Origin of the sequence: Rhizobium sp. Root1334 (assembly GCF_001426665.1) — a bacterium.
Lineage (GTDB): Bacteria > Pseudomonadota > Alphaproteobacteria > Rhizobiales > Rhizobiaceae > Pararhizobium.
The window spans coordinates 14549-40696 of sequence record NZ_LMEY01000005.1; the positions used below are offsets into that span (position 1 = coordinate 14549).

Sequence of the window (26148 nt, forward strand, 5' to 3'; positions counted from 1 at the left end):
ACGCCCCTTATTCAGATGAAGGATATCGAGAAGCATTTCGGCTCGGTGATCGCGCTGGCCGGTGTTTCCGTCGATGTCTTTGCCGGTGAGTGCCATTGCCTGTTGGGTGACAATGGCGCGGGAAAATCGACATTCATTAAGACGATGTCCGGTGTCTACAAGCCCACCAGCGGCGAGATCATGTTCGAGGGGCGGCCGATGAATTTCGCCGATCCGCGCGATGCCATTTCCGCGGGCATTGCCACTGTGCATCAGCATCTTGCCATGATCCCGCTGATGTCGGTCAGCCGCAACTTCTTCATGGGCAATGAACCGCTTCGCAAAATCGGGCCGATGAAATTCTTCGATCATGAATTTGCCAATCGGGTGACCATGGAGGAAATGCGCAGGATGGGGATTAATCTGCGCGGTCCCGATCAGGCGGTTGGTACGCTTTCGGGCGGTGAGCGCCAGACCGTGGCGATTGCCCGTGCGGTCTATTTTGGCGCAAAGGTTCTGATCCTCGACGAACCGACTTCTGCGCTTGGCGTGCGGCAGACGGCCAATGTCCTGTCGACGATCGACAAGGTGCGAAAGCAAGGCATCGGGGTTGTCTTCATAACGCACAACGTGCGCCATGCAATGGCCGTCGGGGATCGCTTCACCGTGCTCAATCGCGGCAAGACGGTGGGAACGGCACGGCGCGGTGAAATTACTCCCGAAGAGTTGCAGGACTTGATGGCAGGGGGCCAAGAGTTGGTTGCGCTTGAGAGTAGCCTGGGTGGCACCGTATGATCCAGGTCGAATGAAGTCGCCGATTTTTGGCAAAAAAATTTGTTACATCGGAGCGATTGGAAGTGTTGACACTGTCGTGGTTTGCCTTGGGCGATTGGCGATCCACAACTCCCGGGCTCAATACTATCAGAGCAGTTTCTGGGCACGAAGTGTGCTTATTGGCCCCCATCGACAGATATTCTGCTGCAAAATGTCATTCACACACAAGGAGAGGGAGTACCCATGCCGGAGCTTTCAGGGGAGTTGCAGGGCGTTAAGCCACTGCTCGATTTCAGGATAAAGAACATTTTAGGACTGTCTTGCATTTTAGAGCTTACACGTCAGGAAGGCAGTGAAAAGAAAACCTTCGCCGTTTCCTTGTCGGCAGAACTTTGTATTTCGATAGCCACGCAACTCATTGATCAAAGCAAAATTCTGATGTTGGAAAGGCCCTCAAATCCCCAGTAAATGCGCAATAGCCAAATCATGTTCCACCTCCGCAGCATTTCGTAATGCCTCATAGAATATGCAAACGATCGGTTGCTGATTTGCACTGAGCCTTCGCCCGGAACCGACCCAATTCTGCGGGGAGCCAACGCAGTAACTCGGACTTCAATTTCACCTGTACTCTTGGGTCAGAGAATCCCCCAGGGCCTCATGTAACTGGCTGCAACTCCCAATACTGTCTATTTTAAAGGCACTTTGCCTGGAAAATGTACAAATAATAGAAACAATTAGCTCAGTGTAAACAAATATCGGCTAATTTTAATGTCATCGCAATGGGCACTCGACATGCCGGAATAGCTTCGCCTTCCGGGCCACTCGCGGTCACCGGGTTATATACGGGAAGGAGACATCATGACCATCAGGAACAAGTTACTTGCATGCATCTCACTATTGATTGCGGCGCTCATCAGTATTTCTGGCTTCAGCTTCTACGCCATGCGTGAAGAAGGAAAAATTGCCAACTCGATCGTCGTCGATCGCGTACTGCCCATGGAGCAGCTCAAACGGATAGGCGATGGCTATGCCGTGGATATTGTCGACACGGCTCACAAGGTCCGCGCGGGGTCCATCTCACCTCAAGATGGCTTGGGCCATGTCGACAGGGCACTGGCTTCCATTGAGGCTCGTTGGAGAGAATACATCTCAACGAAGCTTACGGCTGAAGAGGAGCAAATCGTCGACCATTTCGCCGAGGTGCGTGCAGAGGCCAATGATGGCGTCGAGGAGCTTCGGCAAATTCTCTTCTCGAATGATCTCAATGCCCTTTCAGTCTTCGCAGACAAGAAACTCTACCCGACCATCGATCCGCTCGGCGTCGACATTTCCAAGCTGATAGATCTGCAGATAGAGGTAGCGAAGCAGAACCTTGCGGAAGGGGAGGAGCTCAGCGCCATGCTGACGACCTTCATGATCGCACTGTCCACGCTTGGTGCCATTGTGGCTGCCTTTTCGATCTGGACGGTACTGTGCGGCGTAGTCCGACCGGTGAATTCGATCACCGCTGCCATGACCGACCTCGCTGCCGGAAACCTCGAGATTGATGTCTATGGCGAGGGGCGCAACGACGAAATTGGCAAAATGGCCTCTACAGTGGTTGTCTTCAGGGACAATGCACGCGAGCGTGCCCGTCTTGAAATGGAGGCTGAAGCTAACCGATCGGTGAGCGAGCAGGAGCGAATCGAGCGCGAACGTAAGCAGATCCAAGAGGCCGCAGAAGTCCGCTTGGCGGTCGAAAGTATCGGGCACGCCCTAAACAGACTTTCCAATGGCGAGCTGAACTACCGCATTGAGAGCGTCTTTGCGGAACGACTGGATCCGGTTCGCATCGACTTCAACGAGGCTGTCCTTAAACTTGAGGATGCCATGCGGCGCGTTGGAGAAAATGCCCAGGTCATTGCCGCGGGTTCGAACCAGATCCGTGCCGCAGCAGATGACCTTTCCAAGAGGACGGAGCAGCAGGCAGCCTCTGTAGAAGAAACTGCAGCCGCGCTTGAACAGATTACGACGACAGTCTCGGACTCCAGCCGCCGCGCGGAAGAGGCCGGCAAACAAGTGCAGGAAACACGTCGCTCAGCCGAGCGCTCCGGAGACATCGTCAACCGGGCGGTACATGCGATGCAGGAAATTGAATCCTCTTCGCGGGGGATCTCCAGCATCATCGGCGTTATCGATGAGATTGCCTTCCAGACGAACCTACTGGCATTGAACGCCGGTGTCGAAGCCGCGAGAGCCGGGGAAGCTGGCAAGGGCTTCGCGGTGGTCGCCCAGGAAGTTCGGGAACTTGCACAGCGCTCTGCATCTGCAGCAAAGGAGATCAAGTCATTGATCTCAAGGTCTGGCGAGCAGGTTGAGAATGGCGTGCACCTTGTCACTGAAACTGGCAAGGCGCTGGAGCAGATTGTCTCCCAGGTCCAGGCCGTCAGCGCGAATGTCGCGGCGATTGTTGAGGGGGCAAAGGAGCAGGCAACGGGCCTGAAAGAAATCAACAAGGCTGTCAACACTATGGATCAGGGCACGCAGCAGAACGCTGCCATGGTCGAAGAGTCCACGGCTGCCAGCCACTCACTTGCCAAGGAGGCGGAAGCACTGTTCCAGCTGATCGCCGGCTTTGAGGTCAGCAGCATACAAAACAGATCCGCGCCGTCCGAAAACGCCTCTGCAAATCTCACGCAAACGGTAGATCGCCGAATGATCAGCCGTGCTGCCCACGCTTCAAGGGGCAACGCTGCCGTGAAGGCTGATGCGTGGGAGGATTTTTGAATTGTGCAGTCGCCGACACGCACACCCAGAAACAGCGTCGCCAGCTTCGTATCTTTCTCGGTCACGTGCCCGCGGTCATGTCTACGCGTCCCATAGCGCCGTTCGACTAAATATTGGCCGACTAGGGCAAAAATGGCGCTTGAGGTTGAGAAATTGGATTGATCTGTTCCTTGGGTGACACCGTAAATGTGCCATTAAGTCGAGTATGCGCTTTTAACATTGAGGCATTTCATGCGTTACGAACCGGAAATGACCATTATTTTCGATGTCCTGTCCAAACACGTCTTTGTGTCGTTCAGAGGCCGTGACACCATGCTTGGGCCGTTCCAGTCTCAACACGAGGGAATAAAGGCTGGAGAAAGCCACTGCCGCAGCCTAGGCTGGATCGATTCCGACTTGCGAACTCCGGCGGGTGAGGAAACCGTTGGTGCCTTGCTGACCGAAATCCGAAAGCGGTGAAGCTACAAATACACGGCGCACAATGGCCGTGAGTTCCATAGGTAGGCGTTATCCCACGATGTATGTTTTTTCTGGCGCTTAGCTATCTGACCAACCTGTCGCCGGTTCGAGTCCTTTGAAAGTGAGGAACACCCGCACCATCAGGTCCGGGCATCATTTTCACACCTGACGCAGAATCGACGTTCAAGCATTGTGAAGCTCTACAGTCCTACCCGGCCGTTCTCAGGTCTAGAAGTGGGACCACCAGAGGATTCGGAAACCGCCGCTTTATGGTCACCGCATAAAAATTCTCGATCATGCCGGGCAGGGCATCGAACTCGACCAGCGTGCCGGCCTCGAGTTCGCCCTTAACGACAATTGGCGGCAAAACGGCAAGGCCCGCACCTTCGCGTGCCAGAAGACGCATCATCGCCATGTCGTCCACTTCAGCGGCTATCTGGGGCGTGATGCCGAGGCGAGCGACAAGCGCCTCGAATTGCGAGCGCACGCCGCTTTCGAGCGTAGGCAGAATGACGGGGTGCTCGCCAAGCAAGTCGGCGAGTTTCGCGCCAGGTTTCCCGTAAGACGGCCTGCCGACGAGACTGACCCGCTGCTGATAAACGTGCTGGGCAATGAAGGGCGTGACGGAATCCGTCATCGGCGCCTGGTTGAGCAGGACGATGTCGAGGTTCAACGCCTCCAGCGCGCCCAGCAATTCACTGGTACTGCCCGAACGCAGGATCATATCGACGTCGGAGCGTCCGAGGATCGGGCGCAGGAACTCCATCTGGAAGTTACGGGACAGGGTGGCGAGTGCGCCGATCCGGATGGCGCGGCGGGTCCTTCCGGTCTCCTTCAGCGTTTCCACTAGTTCCTGGCCGGCCGAAAAGATCGTGTCGGCATGGTCGAGCGCGATGCGGCCGGCTTCGGTCAGGTAGAGCTGTCGGCCCCGGCGCTCGAAGAGCGGGTGGCCAAGGCGCTCCTCAAGCTGCTTGATTTGGATGGAGAGCGCCGATTGCGACAGGTTCAGCCATTCTGCCGTGCGGGTCAGGTTGCCGTCATGGGCGACGGCGCGGAAATAGCGAAGGTGATGATAGTTCAGCTCAGACATTCATCTATTTTATAGAACGAAATTAGAGAAACAATGAATTTTTATTGAGATTGCGCCGCTGATAACACTCCTGTGAAATCGCCGCTGCCTCCTCCCATGCAGCGGCCAAACCGGAGATGTACTGTGATCCATGCTCTGCCGCTTCTCGCACCGCTGCTGCTTGCCGGTGCCTCGCTCTATGCTTTCCAGGCGCCGGGGCTTCGTCCGCGTCACGCGATCCGCGTTTCCGAACTCGCTGCTCTCGGTTCGATCCTCGTCGCGATCCTTTCCGCTGTCGTCCTTGTGCTGCAGGGGCCGGGAACAAGCCCGGCGATCGGCTACGGCTACTTTGCACTTTCCTCGCGGCTTGACTTGGTTAGCCTGGTGATGCTGCTGCTCGTGTCCTTCATCGGCTGGGTGGTGCTGCGCTATGCGGGCACCTTCCTCGACGGAGAAGAGCGGCAGGGGCCGTTCACCGGCCGGATGACGGCAACCCTCGCTGCCGTCCTGCTCCTCGTCCAGTCCGGCACGCTGCTGCAATTCGTTATCGGCTGGGTTGCGACCAGCCTGCTGCTTCATCAACTTCTGCTCTTCTATCCTGACAGGATCGCTGCCCAGCGCGCCGCGCGCAAGAAGTTCATCGTCTCGCGCACGGGAGATGCTGCCCTGATCGGCGCAGTCATCCTGCTCGCCATCTCGTTCGGAAGCGGCGATATCGCGACGATCCTCGCTGCAGCACGCGAGGGCGAGGGGCTGCCGCTGACGATCACCGCTGCGGCCCTGCTGGCGATAGCAGCACTCCTCAAGTCCGCGCAGTTCCCGAGCCATGGCTGGTTAACGGAAGTGATGGAAACGCCCACACCGGTTTCGGCTCTGCTGCATGCCGGTGTCGTCAATGCCGGCGGCTTCCTGCTGATCCGCTTTGCCGACGTCATGCTGCAGGCGCCGATCGTGCTTGCGGTGTTGGTCATGGTCGGCGGATTTACCGCGCTCTTCGGCAGTCTCGTGATGCTCACACAGTCGGCGGTGAAGACTTCGCTCGCCTGGTCGACGGTCGCCCAGATGGGGTTCATGATCCTGCAATGTGGCCTTGCGCTCTTCCCGATCGCGCTCCTGCACATCGTCGCCCACTCGCTCTACAAGGCACATGCCTTCCTCGCCTCTGGCTCGGCCATCGAAACGGTTGCCTCGATCCAGCGCCCCGGTCCGGTCGCGATCCCCAACGCCAAGGCGGTTGGGCGCGCCTTCCTTCTGGCACTTGCCATCTATGCCGTCATCGGTGTGCTCTTCGGCTTTGCCCACAAGCCTCCGCAGGTCCTGGCGCTCGGCGCGATCCTGATCTTCGGAGTCGCCTATCTGATCGCGCAAGGCTTGGCAGATGCGGCTCCCCGGGCGCTCACCTGGCGGACCTCGCTCTGTTCTATCTTGGCGGCCACGGCCTATTTCGCCCTGCAACGCATCGCCGACAAACTGATGCTCGGCACGCTCCCGCCAACACCTGCGCCCGGTCCGCTTGAATGGACGCTCATGCTGATTGCCGTCGTGACCTTTGGCATGGTGGCAGTTGCCCAGTCGCTTTTCCCGCTCTGGGCCTATCATCCGGCGGCAGCGGGCCTCAGGGTCCATCTCGCCAACGGCCTCTACGTCAATGCCCTCTTCGATCGCCTGCTCGGTGACTTGACGCTTCCGCGCCCCGCCTCTGCAACGCCTGCCGCCATTAAGGAGTGAACCGATGACCGAGATGACCACAGTGGACACCCTGCATGGTGAAGCGCTTGCCCGGGCAGCGGATCAAGCCGTACGGGCGATCCCGCCGGCCTGGCCGCTGACGGCGACCGTTGCCGTCAACCCTTTCCTTGGCCAGATCACCGAGACGCTCGAGCAGACGGCGGCCCGGCTCGCCCGGATCGGCGGTGTGAGGCTAGCATTGCCGCGCAAGCATTATGCGGACAAGCTCGCCAAGGGTGAGATCACGGATGAAGACCTGCTTGCAGCGCTTCAGTCGAGCGTCCTGAGCAATCACATTGACCTTGCGGCCCTCAAGGCCGCCGTTGGCGAAGAGCCGCAGCCGGTGGCCGCACTCCCGACGATTGCCGAGCTTGCCGTCCAAGCTACGGGCAAGGATTGGCCAGGCCTCGTTTCAGAGCGGATCGGGACCTTTGCGGGCGGCTTTTTCGACCAGGGCCAGGCGCTGTGGGCCGCCTCCCGACGCAACGGGCTCTATGCTGCCTGGCGAGCCTTTGCGACCCATGACCTGACGCCGGAAATCTTAGGGCTGAAGGGCTTCAGCATCCATGTCGACGAAACGCCGGAGACCCCGCATGGGGCGATCGAGCGGGCCGCCGTTTCGCTGAGCCTTGGCGCCGAACCCGGCACCTATTTCCATCAATTGCTGCTGACCGTTGGCGGCTGGGCGCAGTATGCGCGCCACATCCAGTTCAAGGCGGAGATCGAAGGGCGTTCGGATACGACGGCGCTCGAACTGCTGGCGATCCGGCTCGTCTTCGAAGAGGCGCTCTATGCGCGTAACAAGGCGGCGATCGAACGCGAGTGGCATCAGGTGCGGCGGGCCCATGTCGAGCCGGTCAACCCGGATTTGGATACCGTCATCGACGGATTACTGCAGGTCGCTGCCGAGCGGGCAGCGCAACGCAAGCTCACGGCCACGCTTGCGGCTCCGTCAACCATCAAGATTGCCGAGCTGCGGCCGGTGTTGCAGGCTGCGTTCTGCATCGACGTGCGCTCGGAAGTCTTCCGCCGATCGCTTGAGAGCGTGGATACGGGCGTCCAGACGCTCGGTTTCGCCGGCTTTTTCGGTCTCGGTGCCAGTCACAAGGGCTTTGCCTCCGACGTCTCCGAACATCGTCTGCCGGTTCTCTTAAAGCCCTCCGTCTTCAGCTGCAGTGCGGTGGATCACGATGAGGATGCTGATCAGAAGGCGCGGTTCAGCGCCCGTGCCACCCGGGCCTGGGGTCGTTTCAAGCTGGCCGCCGTCTCCTCCTTTGCCTTCGTCGAGGCGATGGGTCCCGTCTATGCCGGCAAGCTCATGCGCGACGGGCTGGGCTTCGGAAAGGGCAGGCGGCCGGATGTAGCCAAGCCGCGCTTTGCGCCGAGCCTTGATCTCGCCACGCGGGCCGTGGTGGCCGAAACGGTGCTCAAGGCCATGTCGCTGACCGAGGGTTTCGGCCGTTTCGTGCTGGTCTGTGGCCACGGCGCCAATGTGGTCAACAACCCCTATGCCAGCGCGCTGCATTGCGGCGCCTGCGGTGGCTATGCGGGTGACGTCAATGCGCGTCTGCTGGCCGATTTGCTGAACGATCGTGCCGTGCGGGAAAAGCTGGTCGCAAATGCGATCAATATCCCGGCCGATACCGTCTTCCTCGGTGGCCTGCATGATACGACGACCGATCGCGTGACGCTGTTCGAAGACGATCTGGAAAACGACATCGCGCCCGAGGACATTGTCCGTATCAGGCAGTGGCTTGCGCAGGCTGGAAGTCTGACGCGGGCCGAGCGGGCGCGGCGGTTGCCTCGGGCGACGGCAGAGAGCGTTATCGCGCGCAGCCGGGACTGGTCGGAAGTCCGGCCCGAGCTCGGGCTTGCCGGCTGCCGCGCCTTCATCGCTGCACCGCGCGTTCGGACCGCCGGCCGCTCGCTGGAAGGTCAGGCGTTCCTGCACGACTATGTCTGGAAGAAGGATGAGGGCTTCAAGATCCTCGAACTCATCTTGACGGCTCCCGTGGTCGTCGCGAGCTGGATCAGCCTGCAGTATTTCGGTTCTTCGGTCGCCCCGTCGCTGTTCGGTGCGGGCAACAAGCTCTTGCACAATGTGGTTGGCGGTATCGGAGTCGTCGAGGGCAATGGCGGCAACCTGCGCGCCGGGCTTCCCTCGCAGTCGGTGCATGACGGCGAGACCTTCATGCATGAGCCGCTCCGTCTGACGGTCGCCGTCGAAGCGCCCAAGGAGGCGATCACCGATATCCTGAAGCGTCATGCCCAAGTGCAGGCCCTCTTCGACAATGGCTGGCTCAGCCTCTTTGCGCTCGACCAGCAGGGGCAGATGGCCTGGCGTTATTCCGGTAGATTGGGCTGGACGAAAGCGCGTGGGGTTGAGGGGTCGGACGCTGTTCAGAAGGCGGCAAGCTAACGTTCTTGGAACGAGATAATGCCTCCGGGAAGTCGCCCGTTCAACCTATTTCAGGAAATGTTCAAAATGAGAGCCATGTTGGGAACCTACTGCACATTTACAAAATGCTTGAGCCAGACCACTTCACGATCTCAAGATCCTCGGCACGCCAGCGTCGGCGGCATTCGACGCCATCGTAGAAGCGGCAGCAACGATTTTCGATTGCCCGACCTCGCTGGTTTCCCTGATGGCTGAGGACCGGCAGTGGTTCAAGGCGAAATGTGGTATCGATTTCGACGGAACATCGCGCGGCATTGCGTTCTGCGATCATACGATCAAGAGCCGTGCATCTCTTGTTGTTCCTGATGCACCCCAGGATGGAAGGTTTCAGGATAATCCGCTGGTCACGGGTGATCCGCATATCCGGTTTTACGCCGGTGTGCCCTTGTCCCTGGACGGTGAACTCTGTCTGGGAGCCCTGTGTGTCATCGACACGAAGGCTAAAGTCCCAAGCAGCGAATAGATGCAGCAGCTTGTGCGTCTGGGGCGGGCTGTCGAAGGTCTGTTGCTGGCGCATCGCCCTCTTGTAACATCGCTTGCAGCGACCGCAGAGGCCGAACGCCAGTCCCGCGAGACAAGGCGCCGCGAAACCTTATTGATGCAGGTCGAACGAATGGCTGCGATCGGCGCCTGGCGTATCGATCTCGCGACGAAAGAGATCATCTGGTCCGATCAGATCCGTATCCTTCATGAGCTTGGCGAAGGCGAAACAGTCAGCTTGGAAGATGGTCTTCTGTTCTATCCTGAGCCTGACCGTACACGCGTCATGAACGCGGTGAAGGACGCAATGGATTTGGGAAAACCCTTCGAGGTCGAAGCGGATTTCATAACTGCTCGTGGCCGCAAGCGACGTATTCGCTGCAGCGGCGATGTCGAAATTGAAAATGGCGCCCCGGCACATATCATCGCAATCTTTAAGGACATTACAGAGCGATATGAGCCAGAACGAGCGCTTTGGCTCAGCGCCCATGTCGATCATCTGAGTGGGCTTGCCAATCGGCACTGGTTTCAAATGGATTTGAACGATGGGCTTTCCGGGTGGCCGGACCATCCCAAAGCTGTGTACCTACTCCTGATTGATCTTGACGGCTTCAAAGAGGTCAACGACACGCTTGGACATCAGGCTGGCGACGAGGTCATCGGGGCGATCGCAAAACGGCTTCGGCTCGTGGCGGGTGAGGGCGCTTTTGTCGCCAGGCTCGGCGGCGATGAATTTGCCGTGGTTCTCGACAAACCGATTTCTTCAGAATGCCTTCGTGATCTCGCGGAAGATATGCTGACAGAAGTAAAGTCGCCCATTCGGTTTCGCAACGATGCGATCCACGTCACAGCTTCAATCGGAGTAGCCCGCTATCCCGACGATGCATCTACGCCGGAAGACTTGCTTCGGTGCGCTGATATGGCCCTCTACAAGATCAAACGCTCAGGACGCGGTAGTGTCGGTTTCTTCAGCCCGGAGATCGCAACGATATTCGACACGCGCCGGACAGCACTTGAGAAAGTGCGCAACGCCGCTGCTGCCAACCGTATCGTGCCCTACTATCAGCCTAAATTCCGGCTTGCTGACCTGTCGATCTATGGGTTCGAAGCTTTGGCCCGCATCGTGAATGAGGATGGAACGATAAGCGGTCCGTCGGACTGGCCGGCCTTTGCAGACCCTACCGGTTCAAGAACGATCACCAAGCACATCGTCGATGCGATTGTTTCTGATGTCGCCCGGTGGCGTGCCGCAGGTCTCGATCCAGGCACCATCAGCTTCAACGCCTGCGAATTCAGTTTTCAGGATCCAGATTTTGCCAGATCGCTGATCCAGAAAATCGACACCATGGCAATTCCGCGCTCCAGCTTCGAAGTGGAAGTCACCGAAACTGTCTTTTGGGGGGATGATCCCAAACTTGTGGGGCGCCTCCTGACGGAACTGCGGGATGCCGGTGTACATGTATCTTTGGATGACTTTGGCACCGGGTATGCGTCTTTAACTCATCTTCGCGACTTCCCAATCGACACCTTAAAGATTGACCAGTCATTTGTCGCCGGGCTGGGTAAGAAGCCGCAGAATACAGCCATCGTAAACGCCATCGTCGAACTTGGTCATAATCTAGGGATGCGCGTGGTCGCTGAAGGCATTGAGACCGATGGCCAGCTTGATTTTCTACGGTCGATAAAATGCGATAGTGGTCAGGGCTACATTGTCAGCAAGCCCCTTGCAGGTGACCGGATTGCAGAAATCCTTGAACCAACAAACGTGCCAGAAAATATGCAGGAGGGGCAATTGCAGCTCGGCTCGGCGATCTGATGGCTGCTGCTGCGATGATTTCGGTGATTGAAGGATAGCTGTCGTACCCCTACCGCGTCGGAATTAGGCGCATCGACCTCCCCGCGACCCGCGACGCCGCCTGTCTTCGACCGGTGTTGCCGAGCTGGTAGATGACAAACTCCTGTGTCCGCGAGATGCCACGCAGCGAGGCTCCAGTAAACTTGCCCTAACCCATACTCTAAAGTCAGCACAGGATGGAGCGTGCGAACGTTCAAGCGCCTCATGCTCCCTTATCTCAAGCAGCGATCTACGGAAGAGCCATCCTCCTAATATAAGAAAGCAATAATTAACGTTACTATAGTACGTTATCGTACAGTTTCAACCGTGGAGATGGCTATGCTTGGACTTGGTGCATTGACTGACGCAAGGCATGTGCTCGACGCTTTGTCGAAGTCGCAAGCAATCATCGAATTCGACCTGGATGGCCGAATTCTTACAGCCAACAAGAACTTCTGCACCGCCTTGGGGTACCAGTTGTCCGAGATTGTCGGCAAACACCACTCGATTTTTTGCGAAGCATCTACGGTTGCTTCCAGCGACTACAAGGAATTCTGGCGGAAGCTCAAAAGCGGCGCGTTCGACGCGGGTATGTACAAGCGTGTCGCCAAGGACGGTCGGGAGGTCTGGATCCAAGCGTCTTACAATGCAGTTTGTAAAAACGGCAAGCCCTACAAAGTCGTCAAGTTTGCCGCGGACGTGACCTCCGCCAAAGAACGTGCCGTCGAGGATGCAGGCAAGTTGGATGCCGTATCCCGCTCTCAGGCGATGATCGAGTTCACGCCATCAGGGGAGATCATCACTGCTAATCCGAATTTCTGCAGCGTGCTTGGGTATGACCTTTCCGAGATCATTGGAAAGCATCACAGCATCTTCTGCCGCAGGGACTACGTTTCGACCCCTGAATACGGCTCGTTCTGGAAAGATCTGGCGGCTGGACGGTTTGTTGCCAACGAGTTCGTGCGCATAGCCAAGGGTGGCCGCGAGGTTTGGATCCAGGCCGCATATAACCCGATCGTCGACTCGGCTGGAAACGTCGTCAAAGTCGTCAAATTCGCCACGGATGTCACCGAGCGCATGGGTGCGATCAACGACGTCAACTTGGGAATGAGGGCGCTGTCACAGGGCGACCTGACGCAATCGCTAGACCGCCCTTTCGTACCGTCGATGGAAGATCTCCGCGAAAACTTCAACACAACCGTTTCCCATTTGCGTGTCACTATGGAGCAGATCAACGGCAACATTACAGCCATGGCTGATGGCACGCGTGAGATCAGCAACAACTCGGACAGCTTTTCCAAGCGCACCGAACAGCAGGCGGCGTCTTTGGAACAGACCGCAGCGGCGCTGGAAGAGATTACGACGACAGTCAACGACTCAAGCGGCCGCGCACAGGAGGCTGGATCTCTCGTCGCACGCACCAAAGAAGGTGCGGAACAATCGGGCGACGTCGTCCGCAAGGCCGTCGCAGCTATGGATGAGATACAAAGGTCTTCGGGTGAGATCACCAGCATCATTGGTGTGATTGACGAGATTGCGTTCCAGACCAACCTCCTTGCTCTCAATGCAGGGGTTGAAGCCGCTCGCGCGGGTGATGCCGGAAAAGGGTTTGCTGTCGTTGCTCAAGAAGTCCGGGAACTGGCGCAGCGCTCGGCAAAGGCCGCAAAGGAAATCAAAACCCTTATCAAGAGTTCCACCGATCTCGTGAAGAACGGTGTCGATCTCGTTGGCCAGACGGGAAGATCGCTGGAACAGATCGTTGGGCAGGTAATCGATATTGATACTAACGTCGTTGCCATCGTCGAAGCCGCCCGCGAGCAGGCGGTCGGGCTGAAGGAGATCAACGTAGCCGTGAACTCGATGGATCAGGCAACGCAGCAGAATGCAGCGATCGCAGAGGAGAGCACCGCCGCGAGTACAGATCTTGCCAACCAGGCAGCAGCCTTGAAAGAGCTGGTCGCATTCTTCAATGTCGGTAAAAGCCGCCAAGCTCCATCAAAGCCGCAGTCACAAAACACTTCATCGTCTTCGCCAATACGGTCCACCAGCCGCCCAACGCTGGTGCGCAGCGTCCAGGCTTCCGCAGCAGTCGCAGATTGGCAGGAATTCTGAGGTGGCGATGGCCGGCGCGGCCATAGTCTGACCGCTAGACTGCACCTATGCCAAAAGTGTTCGCCGATCCTGGAAAGCGTCATATCCGCCACCGGGTCGGTTTCGTTCACTGATCATCTATTCCTGACCGCTAGCATGGCGTGTATACCAGCTTCGCTAAGGCCTCATCGGTTCGCTGGCCCGTTCCGAACGGGAGGGTCGGCTTCAGGAGCGCATTCGCTTCTTCTGCAGGCCAACCCTGCTGATCGTCGATGAGATCGGCTACCTGCCCGTCGTCCAGCGTGGCGGCAATCTGTTCTTCCAACTCGCGAACGCCCGATATGAGCGAGGTGCGATGATCCTGACATCAAACCGCAGCTTCGCTGAATGGGGCGATGTCTTCGGCGATCCAGTTGTCGCCACCGCTCTTCTCGAAAGACGGCTTCATCACGCCGTCGTCGTGCAAATCGAGGGATCGAGTTACCGATTGCGCCAGCATGCCGAACTGATGCCGGAGCATGTTCGCTCCAAAGCCCTCAATGCTCCGCCGGCATTCGCTCCACCTCAAAAGCCGCGCAGGCGGCCGCCGAAAAATCCTCAATTCTCCCTTGCATCTACGTCGGCATGAGTGGGAAATTTTACTTCGGCTTCTGGGGAAATTGCATGCGGCATTGACAGCCCTACGCAAAATCGAACAAGAGCGACATCATCGATACGGAGGCGATCGCTGAGGCAGCCACGCGGCCAACGATGCGGTTCGCAGCACTCAAGAGCGAGGAACAAGCCGATCTTCAGGCTTTGCACAGGGTGCGAGACCAGATGATCGGAACCAGAACCCGCCTGATCAATCAGATGCGAGCCTTCTGCCTCGAATACGGGATCGCGCTACTTCAGGGTGCAGGTCTGTTCAAGCTCGACCTGCCACAGGTGCTTGAAGACCAATCAAACGACCTTTCGGCAGCGATGCGTACATTCTTTCCCGAAAGGTCTTTCAAAGCGGCATTGTCGAGCATGGCATCTGCCAGAAGCCGCTTCAGCTTCGTGTTCTCGTCCTCCAGCGTCTTCAGCCGCTTGGCTTCGGATATCTCCATACCGCCCAATTTGGGCTTCCGTTTATAGATGCTAGCATCGCTTACGCCATGCTTGCGGCAAAGCTCCGAGACCGGCGTGCAAGTCTCCTGCTCCTTCAGAATGCCGATGTCTGTTCGTCTGTGAAACGGTTGCGCTTCATTCTCTGGTCCTCTCAATGGGCCAGAGCTTACTTCAAATGGATTATTTCAACGGGGCAAGGTCATGATCGATGTGCTTACGACCTAAATTTTCACGGCACGGCCCGAGGAACAATCGCGTGACCAAAGCCGAAACCGAAAGGCCTGTCGCGGCCTACCGGGCGTTCGATTGCCGCATTTCTGTATCGAGCTGTATCATTCTTGCCCGGCAGTGACATTTTCTCTAACCACGACATAACTCAAATTTGGAAGCAGGAATGAACTATTCGACGCGCCGACGCATTCCATCCGCGGGAAGACACTCGAGTTCGCCGGGTTGACGACAAGCCGGCTAAATTGCTGGCGACGCTTTTCCCTGTTAGAAGCACCATGCCAGCCCCTATTGCCAACACTCAGACTAAACCTCTAGCTGCATGGAGATATGAGATGATTTCTGCTGTACTAGCGACAATGCTTGGCCTTGGCATCCCAACGCAAGCGAACGGCGACATCGAAGCTCCGGGTCCAAACGGGCCGCTACGAGGAACAATGAATCTGCCGGCAAAGGATGCGCCAATCATCCTGATGATACCCGGTTCCGGTCCTACTGATAGGGACGGCAACAGTCCCCTGGGCGTGCGTGCTGCGCCGTATAGGCTGCTGGCCGAAGGACTGGCTGTACAAGGAATCGGCAGCCTCCGAATCGACAAGCGCGGGATGTTCGGAAGCCAGGGTGCCGTGATCGACGCAAATGCGGTAACGATCGATGATTATGTCCGCGACATCGGCGCCTGGGTCGATTTGATCCGTACTCAGACGGGAGCCAAATGTGTTTGGTTATTGGGGCACAGCGAAGGCGGCTTGGTAGCACTGACGTCTGCCGCAAAGGTGGAACACCTCTGCGGACTGATTCTTGTCGCGACGGCGGGACGACCGCTCGGAGACGTGCTCAAGGAACAGTTGCATGCCAATCCCGCCAACGCACCACTGATGAGGGCGGCCAATCAGGCAATCGACGAACTGTCGGCTGGGCGGGCTGTGGATGTGGCAAACTTTCCGCCAGAGCTTGCCCGTCTTTTCAGTCCCTCCGTTCAGGAATTTCTCATTAGCACCTTCCCGCTCGATCCCGCCGTGTTGGTGGGGAAGATCGCCAAGCCGATCCTTATAATGCAGGGTGAGCGCGACCTTCAGGTGTCGGTTGCCGACGCCGAGCGATTGGCACGGGCCGCGCCAAGCGCCACGCTCGTCATTCTCCCGGATACCAACCACGTCCTGAAACAGGTCGGCTCCGGTGGACGGAACCCAAACTTAGCGACCTACGGCGCTGACGATTTGCCATTGGCGCCAGGCGTTGTGGATAGCATCGCTCGCTTCGTGAGATCAAGCTGAGGAAGAACTGCCACGCTTTCGCTGATCGAGATGCCGTAGTAGGCCGGCGCGTCCGAGATTATAGCAGATTGGTGACTGCCCCTCAGAATGGCGGTGTTGAACGGAGTTTGCGGACGCACAATGGTATGTGCTCGCCTGCGCGATGATCGGCGGCGGCATGCAGCTCTCGTCGCCGTGACGACCGATCAAGTTAAGCAGTGCGGTGATAGTGGAACTAAATTCCGGATGGATTCGCGGTCTTGCACGATTTCGAAGATCGGCATCCCGAGCACCCGCATGCCATGCGGGTGTCAGTGCGCGACGGGCTCCGAGCGAGTTGGGGCGGCATTTCTACTGTTCGGCTTCCTCAAGGAAATGCGCCAGTTCGTTGTAACCGTAAAGCACGGCAAGCTCGCGCGGCGTCAGGCCAGCATGGGTCCTGAGATCGAGCTGGGCGCCCGCTTCGACCAGAGCTTTAGCGGCGCCCAGATGTCCGTGCCAGACTGCGTCGTGCAGAGCCGTCAGCCCATTGTAAGGCCCCTGTGCATCGATCTCGAAGGCGGGCGCACCAGCGTGCGATCTGTCCTCAACCAGAAGTCGGACAATGTCGGCTCGCCCGAAAAAGCCTGCCTCATGAACCGGCGTTCCCCTCATCAGACCAATCACACGGCGAATATCAGCACCCGCATCAAGAAGCGCCCTGACAATATCAATATGCCCTTCCCGGACCGCGAGCCCGAGCGGGGTATAGTCGTCGTCCGGGCTTCCCGTCACTGGCAAACGCTGATCAACGGGCTCGCCGGATGAAAGGAGCCGTCGAACTTCTCCGATATCGCCCGCGTTCACCGCCGCCATCAGCGTCTTCTTTTTGATACGTTCGGCATCTTTCCTGTCCCGGGCCTCGATCAATTCGGCGATCGCCTCAAGCCCGTCCGATTGCGCCAGTTCGATAGCCGTCTGCTGCCAGTGATTGCGGATCGTCGTTCTTGTGCCGCGATCCAGCAGGTAGCGAACCGCCTCTGTGTGCTTGTGGAGGACGGCGTCCATCAATGGCGTATGACCAAGCACGGGAGATTGCTGATCGATAAAGGCGCCGTGATCGAGCAGCAGCCCGATGACGTCGGTATTGCCGGACTGGGCCGCCTTGTGGAGAGCAGTCGCGCCCATGCGGGGCTCGATCGCAAGAACGTCTGCTCCAGCGGTCAGAAGGATATCGACCATCTGGGACTGGCCGAGCCCTGACGCAATCATCAGCGGCGTCATACCATCGGGACCGCTGTGGTTCGGGTCCTCACCCGATCGTAGCAGATGAGTAACGGTGGCCAAGTCACCCGACCTGATCGAAGCTTCGAGGTGCATGTGTTCCCTCCATGGAGAGGCAGAAAAGGGGTGGAGACATGAAGCGAGAGGGAGGCCGTCAGGGGTTGTGCGCGATCATGTCTTCGCCAAAGCGCGACGCGATCACAGCCAGAAACCTGATCAGTTCGGCATTGACGCGATCGGCTGCCTCGTGCTGCAGCCAATGTCCGGCGTTTTTGATCCGGATGACATCGACCAGTCCCGGCTGTGTGCCCAGAAGCGATTCACGGGTCGGTGGTTCCGGATGAAAGAAATTGCACAACCCGTCCTCGGCTCCCCAAATGTAAAGCGACGGTTGCCGGACCACGACATTCCTGAAAGCGGCTGTGAGATCGAACGTCGTCTGTACCACGCGGTAGTAGTTCAATCCGGTCTGGAAGCCGGTCTTCTCGAACGAACGGATCGTATGCTCGACATAGTCGGGATCGGCCCAATCGGGTGTGGCGACGGGGGAAGGGCGAAGCATATCGCGGGCGGGATCGATCGGGTCCCAGCCTGTCCCGTCAGGCGGGCTCGCCGACAGCCAGTAGAGGATGCTCGGGATGGTTTCGTCAGCAGGCTCGAAGCGTTTTGCAGCCTCCGGAGCCAGAAAACTCATGGAATAATATCTCTCCCCCAGGCCGCGGTCACGCAATTGGTCCCAAAGGCTTTCATCGCCGCGCGGAGCAAAGGGAATGCTGAGGCTTACCAGCGCATGAAAGCGATCGGGCCGCATGACTGCGGCGCGCTGGGCATAGTCGGCTCCCCAGTCATGACCGACGATGACGGCCGATGGAATGTCGAGGGCATCGAGAATGCCGATGAAATCGCCGACGACATGCAGCGAGGTGTAACGCTCCGCTTCTGCAGGCGAATAGCTTTCGCCGAACCCGCGCATGTCGAGCGCCACGGCGCGATAGCCTGCTTTCGCCACCGCGCGCATCTGGCTCTTCCACGTCTGCGCCGTGTCGGGAAAGCCGTGGCAGAACAAAACCGCTGGGCCCTGCCCCTGCTCGATGACGTGAAAGGACTGCCCATCAACATTGATCTGCGCATTGCGGACTGGAAAACTTGTATCGTCTACGTGTTGCATTAATTTACTCCTGGATCCCGTTGCAATCCACGGGCATGACCTCTCCGGCCCATATGGCCGGTATTCTGCTTCTTTTGACCGTAACGGCCTCCGACGAAATTCAATGACCGGACGATGTTGGATATGACAGCGAGATAACTAACCTACTAAAATTAGGTTCCATGAAAGTTTTTAGATGAGTGCATCGAAAGCCATTCTCGCAAAGCCGCCGCAGCGAAGACTTCGCAAAGAAGCTCGTCGGCGCCAGCTGCTGGAGACCGCCCGTCTCGTCGTGCGCGAGGAGGGCGTTGATCGGCTGACGCTGGGGCATCTCGCCGATCGCGCCAGCATCTCTAAGCCGGTCGTCTATGACCATTTTGAAACGCGTTCTGAATTGCTGATCGAACTATACCGGCATATCGATGTCGAACGTGTCGATACGTTTCGGGACGCCATGGCGCGCGACAAGCGTAGTCTGGATGAAACCGTCCGCGTCCTCGCCACCACCTATATCGACTGCGCCGCCGAAACAGATGGCGAGTTTCAGGCAGTCGGCGCGGCCCTGACGGGAAGCGGCGACAAGGCCGCCGTCTTTCAGGAATTGCTGGATAATTGTGTCAGGATGTTCGTGTCCGTGCTCGGTCCCCATACCTCGGCATCGCATGCCGAGTTTGAGAGATGCTGCGTCGGTCTGGTCGGAGCGGGCGAAGCGCTCTCGGCTCTCTTAGTCCGCCGCCGCTGTAGCAGGGTTGAAGCGATCGAAACATTCGCGCAGTTGATAGAGGTCGTCCTTGGACCTCATGCCAACTCAAGATTGCCCGAGAAAACCTCTTCCGTCGCTCGAAATGACGATCTTTCGTGGGGTGGATGATGCCGATGCCGATGCCGATGAAGCCGCCCCTTTGTTCCGAGATGATTGCGCCCCTGGATTCCGGGATGATCTCGCCCCCTTGAGGCTGGGGTCCTGCTGGTCTTGATTGTTGTCAGTTGTTGATCGTCAGGAGTCAAGATTTCCGGGCTTGATTTCGCCGCAAGCTTTCCCCGGACAGGTCGATACGGTGTACGTTGTGAACGAGGCGATCGAGGATGGCATCAGCGTAGGTTGGATTGTCGATGACCTCAGGCCGATACCGGAAGTTGACTTGTGATGATGGTCGAGCGGCGTCCGTAACTATCTTCGAGAATTTCCAGCAGATCATGGCGGGCCTGCTCGTTGAGCGGCTCCAGGCCCCAATCATCCAGGATCAAGAGCTGGACGTGACCGAGGGTGCGATGAAGCCTGGAATAGCGGCCGTCGCCGTGAGCAAGAGCAAGATTGGCGAACAGGCGTGGGACGCGCTGATAGAGGACAGAGCGGTCATCGCGGCAGGCCTTGGGCCCGAGTGCACAGGCCAGCCAGCTTTTGCCGACGCCGGACGGCCCGCAGATCGCAAGGTTATCGTGAGCATCAATCCAGTCGCCGCCGATCCGCTTCATGAACAGCGCCTGTGTTTCGGCGTGGAATATTGACCCCTCTGGCGGGGTGATCGGCGTCCAATTTTGACCCCCTTCATGTTTCGTCTGACCATCCGTTTTTTGACGACGGATGGAGGGGGAGTTGAAGCGAGTGGATACGATTGCGCGTGTTCGTCGAGCCTTCCATGTGCAGGGCTGGTCGGTGAAGAAGATCGTCCGGGAACTGCATGTGTCGCGCAACACGGTCCGCAAGATATTGCGGTCCAATGAGACCGATTTCTCTTATGAGCGAGAACGGCAACCATTACCAAAAACCGGCATGTGGAAGGCTGAGATCGAACGCTTTCTGGCCGCCAACGAGGGCAAGCCTTCTCGGGAGCAACTGACGCTGATCCGGATTTACGAGGAGCTTCGGGGTCTTGGTTATGACGGCAGCTACGATGCGATCCGGCGCTATGCAAAAGGCTGGTCGAGGAGCCGGGGAGCTGTCACAGCCGAGGCCTATGTTCCGCTCTATTACGCGCCAGGCGAGGCCTACCAGTTCGACTGGAGTCACGAGATCATTCTGATCAACGGGGTGACGACAACTGTGAAGGTCGCGCATGTCCGGCTCTGCCACAGCCGGATGATGTTTGCACGAGCCTATATGCGTGAGAGCCAGGAGATGGTGTTCGATGCGCACGACAAGGCCTTCGATTTTTTCCGAGGCACCTGCACGCGCGGCATCTACGACAACATGAAGACCGCGGTCGAGACTGTGTTTGTCGGCAAGGAGCGGCAATATAACCGCCGTTTCCTGCAGATGTGCAGCCACTATCTCGTCCAGCCGGTCGCCTGCACGCCTGCATCCGGATGGGAGAAGGGACAAGTCGAGAACCAGGTCGGCCTGGTTCGAGAGCGCTTCTTCACACCACGCCTGCGGGTCAAAAGCCTGGAGGAGCTGAATGTCTGGCTGCTCGACAAATGCATCGCCTATGCCAAGGCGCACCGCCATCCCGAGCAGACCGAACGAATGATCTGGCAGGTGTTCGAGGAGGAACGCGGCAGCCTCGTGCATTACGTCGGGCCGTTCGACGGCTTCCACAGCGTCCCGGCCTCGGTGTCGAAGACCTGCACGGTCCGTTTCGACAACAACAAATACTCAGTTCTCTCGACTGCCGTCGGCCGGCCTGTCGAGGTTCATGCCTATGCCGACCGGATCGTTATCCGGCAAGACGGGGTCAATGTCGGAGACCATCAGCGTTGCTTTGGCCGGGGCGAGACAACCTACAATCCTTGGCATTATGTGCCTGTTCTGGCGCGCAAACCCGGAGCTTTGCGTAACGGTGCACCGTTCAGGGACTGGGCGTTGCCAGCGGCGATGGAGAAAGTCCGCAAGCGATTGAAGGGCGTCCATGACGGTGATCGGCAAATGGTCACCATCCTTGCATGCGTTCCGACCGATGGTCTGGTGGCTGTCGATGCTGCCTGCCAAGAGGCGCTGGATCATGGCGTCTGCTCTGCTTCGGTGATCATCAACATTCTGGCCCGCAGTCGTGATCCGGCTCCAACGGCAACTCTTCAAACCCCCGATGCGCTTCGATTGACCCATGAGCCGGTCGCCGACTGCGCCCGCTATGACAGGCTCAGGAGGGCAAGCTGATGGAACGCACACAGGTTCTCGAACTGATGAGCACGTTGAAGCTCTACGGAATGCGCAGCGCTTATGATGAGGTCATGGGCAATGGCATCAAACGGCAATATGAGCCGCCGCGCATTGTCGGTGACCTGCTGCAGTCGGAGATCGCCGAGAAGCAAGCACGCTCCATTCGCTACCAGCTCAGCATAGCCAAGCTGCCACTTGCCAAAGATATCGACGACTTCGACTTCGCCGATACCCCTGTGAATGAACCCTTGGTGCGGGAGCTGGCCGCCGGCACCTTCGTCGCCGACCAACGTAACATCGTTCTCGTCGGGGGCACGGGAACAGGAAAGAGCCACCTGGCCATTGCGATTGCCCGTGCCTTGATCCGCAACGGAACGCGTGGTCGTTTCTTCAATGTCGTCGATCTGGTCAACCGCCTGGAAACGGAAACGCGCAGCGGAAAGCAGGGACGAACAGCGGACTATCTCAATCGCCTTGACTTCATCATCCTCGATGAACTCGGCTATCTGCCCTTCGCCCAAGCCGGAGGTCAGCTCCTATTCCACCTGATCAGCAGGCTTTACGAGCGCACCTCGATCATCGTCACGACGAACCTAGCATTCGGTGAATGGCCGTCGGTATTCGGCGATGCCAAGATGACGACGGCACTTCTCGACCGCCTGACCCATCATTGCGAGATCGTCGAGACCGGAAACGAATCCTGGCGCTTCAAGAACCGCTCTCAAAGCTAAAGCCGAAGATACCCGTCACCCGCCCTTGGCCTACCCTCTGCAACCCCGGCCAGCGCCGGGCAGGCCAAGCGCTGATCGGCTACAGGGGGGTGAAGATTGGACGCCGATAAGGGGTCAACATTCCGAGCCGATTGACAGTGATACGCTCACGCGAAGCCCGCTTGCGCTGGCCGATGCCGGACGTGTGGTCAGCCTCGTCGATATCGCGCAGCCGCAGAACCTCATAGAGGCCTGGGGAAAGAACGCAGCCTATCATTTCGTTTTCACCCGCCAGAACCGCGGCAAGCTCGATGCGCTCACGGACTTGGTTGAGCGCGGACTGGTCAAGCCTGTCATCGGCGCCACGCTGCCGCTTGCCCGCATGGGTGAGGCCCACGAGCTTTTGGAAAACGGCTCCGCGCGCGGATTGCGCGGCAAGGTCGTGATCGACGTGTCGGGCGAGGCGGGCGCCTAACTGCCATCTGGAACGTCTTGCGGACGGTCGGGGCCCGCCCCGGCCGGCCGCCTCAAAAGGAAAGAACGATGATTATCGCCCCATCCCCGGCCGAGAATGCCGGTCCAAACCTTTTCGGCCGCGGCTACGCGTCAATGTTCGCGCCCGAGCAGTTGACGGTCGGCGTCTATTTTCCGATCGAGTCTTTCGATGGACCCGAGCCGGCTATGCACAACCAGATCGAGCTTGCCCAGCAAGCCGAGCGTCTCGGATTTGCCGCGCTCTGGGCGCGGGACGTGCCGCTGAACGACCCGAGCTTCGGCGATCTGGGCCAGATCTACGACCCTTTCGTTTGGCTCGCCACGATAGCGGCGCACACGTCCAACATCGCCCTCGCCACAGGCGCCGTCATCCTGCCGCTTCATCATCCGATTGATGTTGCAAAGGCGGCCGCGTCGCTCGATCGATTATCCGGCGGACGTTTCGTGTTCGGCGTTGCTTCGGGCGACCGACCGGTCGAGTACCCGGCCTATGGCCGCGATGCGAACATGCGTGGCGAACTCTTCCGCGAAGCGTTCGACTACGTGGAGGCGTTGTTTAAAAAGCGTTTTCCTGTCCACGCGTCGGCGCACTATGGGCGGCTCGCGGGCGGCGGCGATCTCGTGCCGAAACCTCTTTTGCCCCGGCTGCCCACCCTCGTTACCGGGCAAAGCCAGCAATCGCTGGACTGGATCGCGCAGCGCAGCGATGGCTGGCTCACTTACCCGCGCGACGTACTTCAACAGGCCCAGGTCGCCTCGCATTGGCGCGAAACTCTCGACCGCCTCAGAGCAGGGTTCAAGCCGATCGCCCAATCGCTCTACGTCGATCTGGCCGCAGATCCGGATACGCCGCCCAGACCCATCCATCTCGGATATCGGGTGGGCCGACGGGGGCTAGCCGACCTATTGGACGACCTGCGATCAAATGGGGTTAACCACGTTGCGCTGAACCTCAAGTTCAGTCGGAGACCGGTCGCTGATGTTCTCGATGAGATCGGAACTGAAGTCATTCCGCATTTCAGGATCTGAGCTGCGCGGGCGCTGTCAAACAAGCTCTGCGGCGCCCCGCCGCTCAAGCGTCAGAAGGTGACGTACGACGGGCCTGTCCGGTCCGACATGATAGGCGAGCACCTTGCCTTGAAGGTCTGCGTCAGCATTCGAAACTCGCTTGTGCTGCCGCATATGTTCGGCCCAAGATTCGACCATGAACCATTCGATGATCTTTTCGGGGTTAGCCGAGTCTTCGGTTACGCCCCAGCCATAGGCACCATCGCGACGGCGTTCGTGAGACAGGTCGTCAATTGCATGCAGGAATGCGTTGCGGTGCTGCTTCTCGACCCTATACTCGATGAGGATGAGCACCGGACCACGATCATTGACAACGGGTTTGGCAACAAGCGGCTCGGGCCAATGGTTAGATGGCACCATGTCGGCGTCGCCCTCTGGAAGCTTGACGCGGTGCATGATCACACCTGCAAAGAACATCCCGGTACCTCCGATAAGCAAGGTAGACTGGATGCCAACAGCTTCGCCCACGGCACCCCATCCAAGGCTGCCTGCCGTCATCGCACCGTTGAAGACCGTCAAATAGACGGCGAGACCACGACCGCGAACCCAGTTGGGCAGCACTGACTGGGCTGCGCCATTGAGCGTGGTGAGCGCAGTGATCCAGGCACCACCGAGGAATAGCAGAGCGATGATGGCGACGATCTTCGGTGGTGCGAGTGACAGGATCCCCATCACCACTGCCGTAGTCAGCGCCGCGCTAAGAAGCAGGCCATCTGAACTCAGGCGTTCCCGAAGCTTCGGCATGAGCAAGGCTCCGCCGATCGCGCCGGCGCCGACGGCACCAAGCAGAATACCGTAGAAGCTGGCATCGCCACCCAGCAGTTGACGTGCAACGAGCGGAAGGAGAGCCCAGACTGCACTGGCAAAAGCGAAGAAGATCGCGGCTCGCAGAAGAACGACATGCAGCTGCCTGCTTGAACGGGTGTAGCGAAGCCCGGCGCGGAACGCACCGAAGAAGTTTTCTTGGAGTGCATCGTTGTTATCCTTGGCCCGCGGCCACCAAACCAGCGCAGCGATGACTAAAACATAGCTTGCAACGTCGACACCGTAGGTGATCCCAGCTCCGAAGGCCGCGAGAAGCAGGCCACCAGCAGCAGGCCCAATCGAGCGGGCGATATTGATGCCGAGCGAGTTGAGTGCGACGGCGCTTTTGACGTCCTCGCGCTTTACCAGTTCCGGCACGATCGCCTGCCAGGTCGGCCCCATCAGCGCGGCACCAATGCCGCCGAGGAAGGTCAGGCCGATCAGCGCACTGACGGAAAGCATGCCCATCTGGGACAGAACCATCAGCGAGATGCTCACCGACGCAAGCAGGAGTTGAACCGCAATCAGGAACCTTCGGCGATCCAGGATGTCGGTCAGCACACCTGCAGGGATCGCAAGAAGGAAGATCGGGAGCGTGCCGGCCGCTTGAACCATGGCGACAGCTGCTGGCGATGCGGACAGATCCGTCATCAACCAAGAGCTGGCAACGTCGCGCATGAAGCTTCCCGTATTGCCGACGACGGTTGCAATCCAGATGACCGCAAAGACGGGCTGTGCGAGTGGGGCAAAGGTGCCACCTGAGGATTTCATGGCGCTCACTTCCTTGTTCCCTTCGTGAGGTCAACTGCCGCAACGAAGAGGAATGCACCAGCGAGACCGAGGTGCTCGAAGAAAGCGTTGGTCGCCATCATACGATCCATCCCGGGCCCCATTTCCCAGAAACGAAGCGCGATGAACGTGGCGAGAAGTGTGAAGCCAGCCAGAGCAAGGGCGCCTGCCCATCGCAAGAAGCCTAAGATCACCAATGCGGACGCCGACAGCTCGAACACGATCACCGCGACGGCAAAGAAAGCGGCGGGGTGGAAACTGAAGTGTTCCATCTCGGCAAGCGCGCCATTGAAATCTAGCATTTTGGTGACTGCACCCTGTATGTAGGCCGCGCAGAGAGCGAGCAGCGTGACTGTCCTTGTGATAGGCGAACCGATGATACGGGCCAGTGTGGTGCGGGCAGGGAAGTACGTGTCGGATTGGCAAATCATATCTGCTCCTTAATTGTCGCTGGACGGCCGTGTGTGATGAAGCGATACGGGCTGTTCACCGCCGTGCTTAAATTTGCAGGTATTTTGACGGCATCGCTTGGGCGAACAGTGCCGCCCAAACCTGTCC

18 protein-coding genes and 6 pseudogenes are annotated in these 26148 nt (G+C 58.5%); 17 read left to right on the plus strand and 7 right to left on the minus strand.

Annotation, left to right across the window (positions count from 1 at the left end; translation table 11 throughout):
• Positions 1-15 precede the first annotated feature (15 nt).
• The 4 genes from ASD36_RS10335 (at position 16) to ASD36_RS10350 (ending at position 3978) form a co-directional block, all read left to right on the plus strand.
• Entirely contained in the window at positions 16-774 is a 759-nt protein-coding gene (locus ASD36_RS10335) for an ATP-binding cassette domain-containing protein (RefSeq protein ID WP_244489782.1), read from the plus strand.
• A gap of 222 nt (positions 775-996) precedes the next feature.
• Positions 997-1221 (plus strand): hypothetical protein, encoded by a 225-nt coding sequence (locus ASD36_RS10340; protein ID WP_060510029.1) that lies wholly within the window; start codon positions 997-999, stop codon positions 1219-1221.
• A gap of 390 nt (positions 1222-1611) precedes the next feature.
• The gene (locus ASD36_RS10345; protein ID WP_060510031.1) at positions 1612-3519 is read left to right on the plus strand and encodes a HAMP domain-containing methyl-accepting chemotaxis protein; all 1908 of its coding nucleotides are present in this window, start codon (positions 1612-1614) and stop codon (positions 3517-3519) included.
• A 231-nt stretch (positions 3520-3750) separates the two neighbouring features.
• Positions 3751-3978, plus strand: a complete 228-nt coding sequence (locus ASD36_RS10350) for a hypothetical protein (protein ID WP_060510033.1) — start codon at positions 3751-3753, stop codon at positions 3976-3978.
• 208 nt (positions 3979-4186) lie between these two features.
• On the opposite strand, the gene ASD36_RS10355 is transcribed toward ASD36_RS10350, so the two are convergent.
• Positions 4187-5068, minus strand: coding sequence for a LysR family transcriptional regulator (locus ASD36_RS10355; RefSeq protein WP_060510035.1), 882 nt, complete (start codon positions 5066-5068; stop codon positions 4187-4189).
• 96 nt (positions 5069-5164) lie between these two features.
• Here ASD36_RS10355 and ASD36_RS10360 point away from each other — a divergent pair, with 96 nt between their 5' ends.
• The 7 genes and pseudogenes from ASD36_RS10360 to ASD36_RS31760 form a co-directional block, all read left to right on the plus strand.
• Positions 5165-6775 (plus strand): proton-conducting transporter membrane subunit, encoded by a 1611-nt coding sequence (locus ASD36_RS10360; protein WP_200954890.1) that lies wholly within the window; start codon positions 5165-5167, stop codon positions 6773-6775.
• Between the two features lie 4 nt (positions 6776-6779).
• Positions 6780-9194: a DUF2309 domain-containing protein gene (locus ASD36_RS10365; RefSeq protein ID WP_112834728.1), complete on the plus strand. Its 2415-nt coding sequence runs from the start codon at positions 6780-6782 to the stop codon at positions 9192-9194.
• Positions 9195-9330: 136 nt separating this feature from the next.
• Positions 9331-9696: a GAF domain-containing protein gene (locus ASD36_RS29855; protein WP_082562727.1), complete on the plus strand. Its 366-nt coding sequence runs from the start codon at positions 9331-9333 to the stop codon at positions 9694-9696.
• Positions 9697-11529 (plus strand): EAL domain-containing protein, encoded by a 1833-nt coding sequence (locus tag ASD36_RS10375; protein WP_060510040.1) that lies wholly within the window; start codon positions 9697-9699, stop codon positions 11527-11529. It abuts the gene before it with no gap.
• 357 nt (positions 11530-11886) lie between these two features.
• Positions 11887-13659: a PAS domain-containing methyl-accepting chemotaxis protein gene (locus ASD36_RS10380; RefSeq protein WP_060510042.1), complete on the plus strand. Its 1773-nt coding sequence runs from the start codon at positions 11887-11889 to the stop codon at positions 13657-13659.
• Positions 13660-13822: 163 nt separating this feature from the next.
• Positions 13823-14266, plus strand: a pseudogene (locus tag ASD36_RS29860) (ATP-binding protein); the annotation flags it as partial.
• A gap of 95 nt (positions 14267-14361) precedes the next feature.
• Positions 14362-14442: pseudogene (locus ASD36_RS31760) on the plus strand (hypothetical protein); the annotation flags it as partial.
• Between the two features lie 164 nt (positions 14443-14606).
• Here the strand turns inward: ASD36_RS31760 and ASD36_RS29870 are convergent.
• Positions 14607-14869, minus strand: a pseudogene (locus ASD36_RS29870) (transposase); the annotation flags it as partial.
• Positions 14870-15293: 424 nt separating this feature from the next.
• On the opposite strand from ASD36_RS29870, the gene ASD36_RS10390 reads away from it, so the two are divergent.
• A complete protein-coding gene (locus ASD36_RS10390) occupies positions 15294-16235 on the plus strand; it encodes an alpha/beta fold hydrolase (RefSeq protein WP_112834727.1) in 942 nt (313 codons plus the stop codon).
• Between the two features lie 330 nt (positions 16236-16565).
• On the opposite strand, the gene ASD36_RS10395 is transcribed toward ASD36_RS10390, so the two are convergent.
• Together ASD36_RS10395 and ASD36_RS10400 are read right to left on the minus strand one after the other, a co-directional pair.
• A complete protein-coding gene (locus ASD36_RS10395; RefSeq protein WP_060510046.1) occupies positions 16566-17573 on the minus strand; it encodes an ankyrin repeat domain-containing protein in 1008 nt (335 codons plus the stop codon).
• A gap of 58 nt (positions 17574-17631) precedes the next feature.
• A complete protein-coding gene (locus ASD36_RS10400; RefSeq protein ID WP_060510048.1) occupies positions 17632-18645 on the minus strand; it encodes an alpha/beta hydrolase in 1014 nt (337 codons plus the stop codon).
• Positions 18646-18820: 175 nt separating this feature from the next.
• Here ASD36_RS10400 and ASD36_RS10405 point away from each other — a divergent pair, with 175 nt between their 5' ends.
• Positions 18821-19495, plus strand: a complete 675-nt coding sequence (locus tag ASD36_RS10405; RefSeq protein WP_200954891.1) for a TetR/AcrR family transcriptional regulator — start codon at positions 18821-18823, stop codon at positions 19493-19495.
• Positions 19496-19628: 133 nt separating this feature from the next.
• On the opposite strand, the pseudogene ASD36_RS10410 reads toward ASD36_RS10405, so the two are convergent.
• Positions 19629-20112 (minus strand): annotated as a pseudogene (locus ASD36_RS10410) (ATP-binding protein); the annotation flags it as partial.
• A gap of 109 nt (positions 20113-20221) precedes the next feature.
• On the opposite strand from ASD36_RS10410, the pseudogene istA reads away from it, so the two are divergent.
• From istA to ASD36_RS10430, 4 genes and pseudogenes are all read left to right on the plus strand, one after another.
• Positions 20222-21788 (plus strand): annotated as a pseudogene (gene istA / locus ASD36_RS10415) (IS21 family transposase).
• Positions 21721-22455 (plus strand): IS21-like element helper ATPase IstB, encoded by a 735-nt coding sequence (istB, locus tag ASD36_RS10420; RefSeq protein WP_060510052.1) that lies wholly within the window; start codon positions 21721-21723, stop codon positions 22453-22455. Before istA ends, istB begins: the two are co-directional and overlap by 68 nt.
• Positions 22456-22594: 139 nt before the next feature.
• Positions 22595-22909 (plus strand): annotated as a pseudogene (locus ASD36_RS10425) (zinc-binding dehydrogenase); the annotation flags it as partial.
• 68 nt (positions 22910-22977) lie between these two features.
• Positions 22978-23958 carry an LLM class oxidoreductase gene (locus ASD36_RS10430; protein WP_060510054.1) on the plus strand — a complete coding sequence of 327 codons (981 nt, stop codon included), beginning with the start codon at positions 22978-22980 and terminating at the stop codon, positions 23956-23958.
• Between the two features lie 15 nt (positions 23959-23973).
• On the opposite strand, the gene ASD36_RS10435 is transcribed toward ASD36_RS10430, so the two are convergent.
• Positions 23974-25581 carry an MFS transporter gene (locus ASD36_RS10435; protein WP_060510056.1) on the minus strand — a complete coding sequence of 536 codons (1608 nt, stop codon included), beginning with the start codon at positions 25579-25581 and terminating at the stop codon, positions 23974-23976.
• Positions 25578-26021, minus strand: a complete 444-nt coding sequence (locus ASD36_RS10440) for a DoxX family protein (RefSeq protein WP_060510058.1) — start codon at positions 26019-26021, stop codon at positions 25578-25580. Before ASD36_RS10440 ends, ASD36_RS10435 begins: the two co-directional genes overlap by 4 nt.
• Positions 26022-26148 lie beyond the last annotated feature (127 nt).

Coding starts and splice junctions, on each gene's coding strand:
- ASD36_RS10335 (WP_244489782.1), top strand. CDS start 16: ATGAAGGATATCGAGAAGCATTTCGGCTCGGTGATCGCGCTGGCCGGT.
- ASD36_RS10375 (WP_060510040.1), top strand. CDS start 9,697: ATGCAGCAGCTTGTGCGTCTGGGGCGGGCTGTCGAAGGTCTGTTGCTG.
- ASD36_RS10400 (WP_060510048.1), bottom strand. CDS start 18,645: ATGCAACACGTAGACGATACAAGTTTTCCAGTCCGCAATGCGCAGATC.
- ASD36_RS10340 (WP_060510029.1), top strand. CDS start 997: ATGCCGGAGCTTTCAGGGGAGTTGCAGGGCGTTAAGCCACTGCTCGAT.
- ASD36_RS10365 (WP_112834728.1), top strand. CDS start 6,780: ATGACCGAGATGACCACAGTGGACACCCTGCATGGTGAAGCGCTTGCC.
- ASD36_RS10430 (WP_060510054.1), top strand. CDS start 22,978: ATGATTATCGCCCCATCCCCGGCCGAGAATGCCGGTCCAAACCTTTTC.
- ASD36_RS10390 (WP_112834727.1), top strand. CDS start 15,294: ATGATTTCTGCTGTACTAGCGACAATGCTTGGCCTTGGCATCCCAACG.
- istB (WP_060510052.1), top strand. CDS start 21,721: ATGGAACGCACACAGGTTCTCGAACTGATGAGCACGTTGAAGCTCTAC.
- ASD36_RS10440 (WP_060510058.1), bottom strand. CDS start 26,021: ATGATTTGCCAATCCGACACGTACTTCCCTGCCCGCACCACACTGGCC.
- ASD36_RS10395 (WP_060510046.1), bottom strand. CDS start 17,573: ATGCACCTCGAAGCTTCGATCAGGTCGGGTGACTTGGCCACCGTTACT.
- ASD36_RS10350 (WP_060510033.1), top strand. CDS start 3,751: ATGCGTTACGAACCGGAAATGACCATTATTTTCGATGTCCTGTCCAAA.
- ASD36_RS10345 (WP_060510031.1), top strand. CDS start 1,612: ATGACCATCAGGAACAAGTTACTTGCATGCATCTCACTATTGATTGCG.
- ASD36_RS10380 (WP_060510042.1), top strand. CDS start 11,887: ATGCTTGGACTTGGTGCATTGACTGACGCAAGGCATGTGCTCGACGCT.
- ASD36_RS10355 (WP_060510035.1), bottom strand. CDS start 5,068: ATGTCTGAGCTGAACTATCATCACCTTCGCTATTTCCGCGCCGTCGCC.
- ASD36_RS10360 (WP_200954890.1), top strand. CDS start 5,165: ATGCAGCGGCCAAACCGGAGATGTACTGTGATCCATGCTCTGCCGCTT.
- ASD36_RS10405 (WP_200954891.1), top strand. CDS start 18,821: ATGAGTGCATCGAAAGCCATTCTCGCAAAGCCGCCGCAGCGAAGACTT.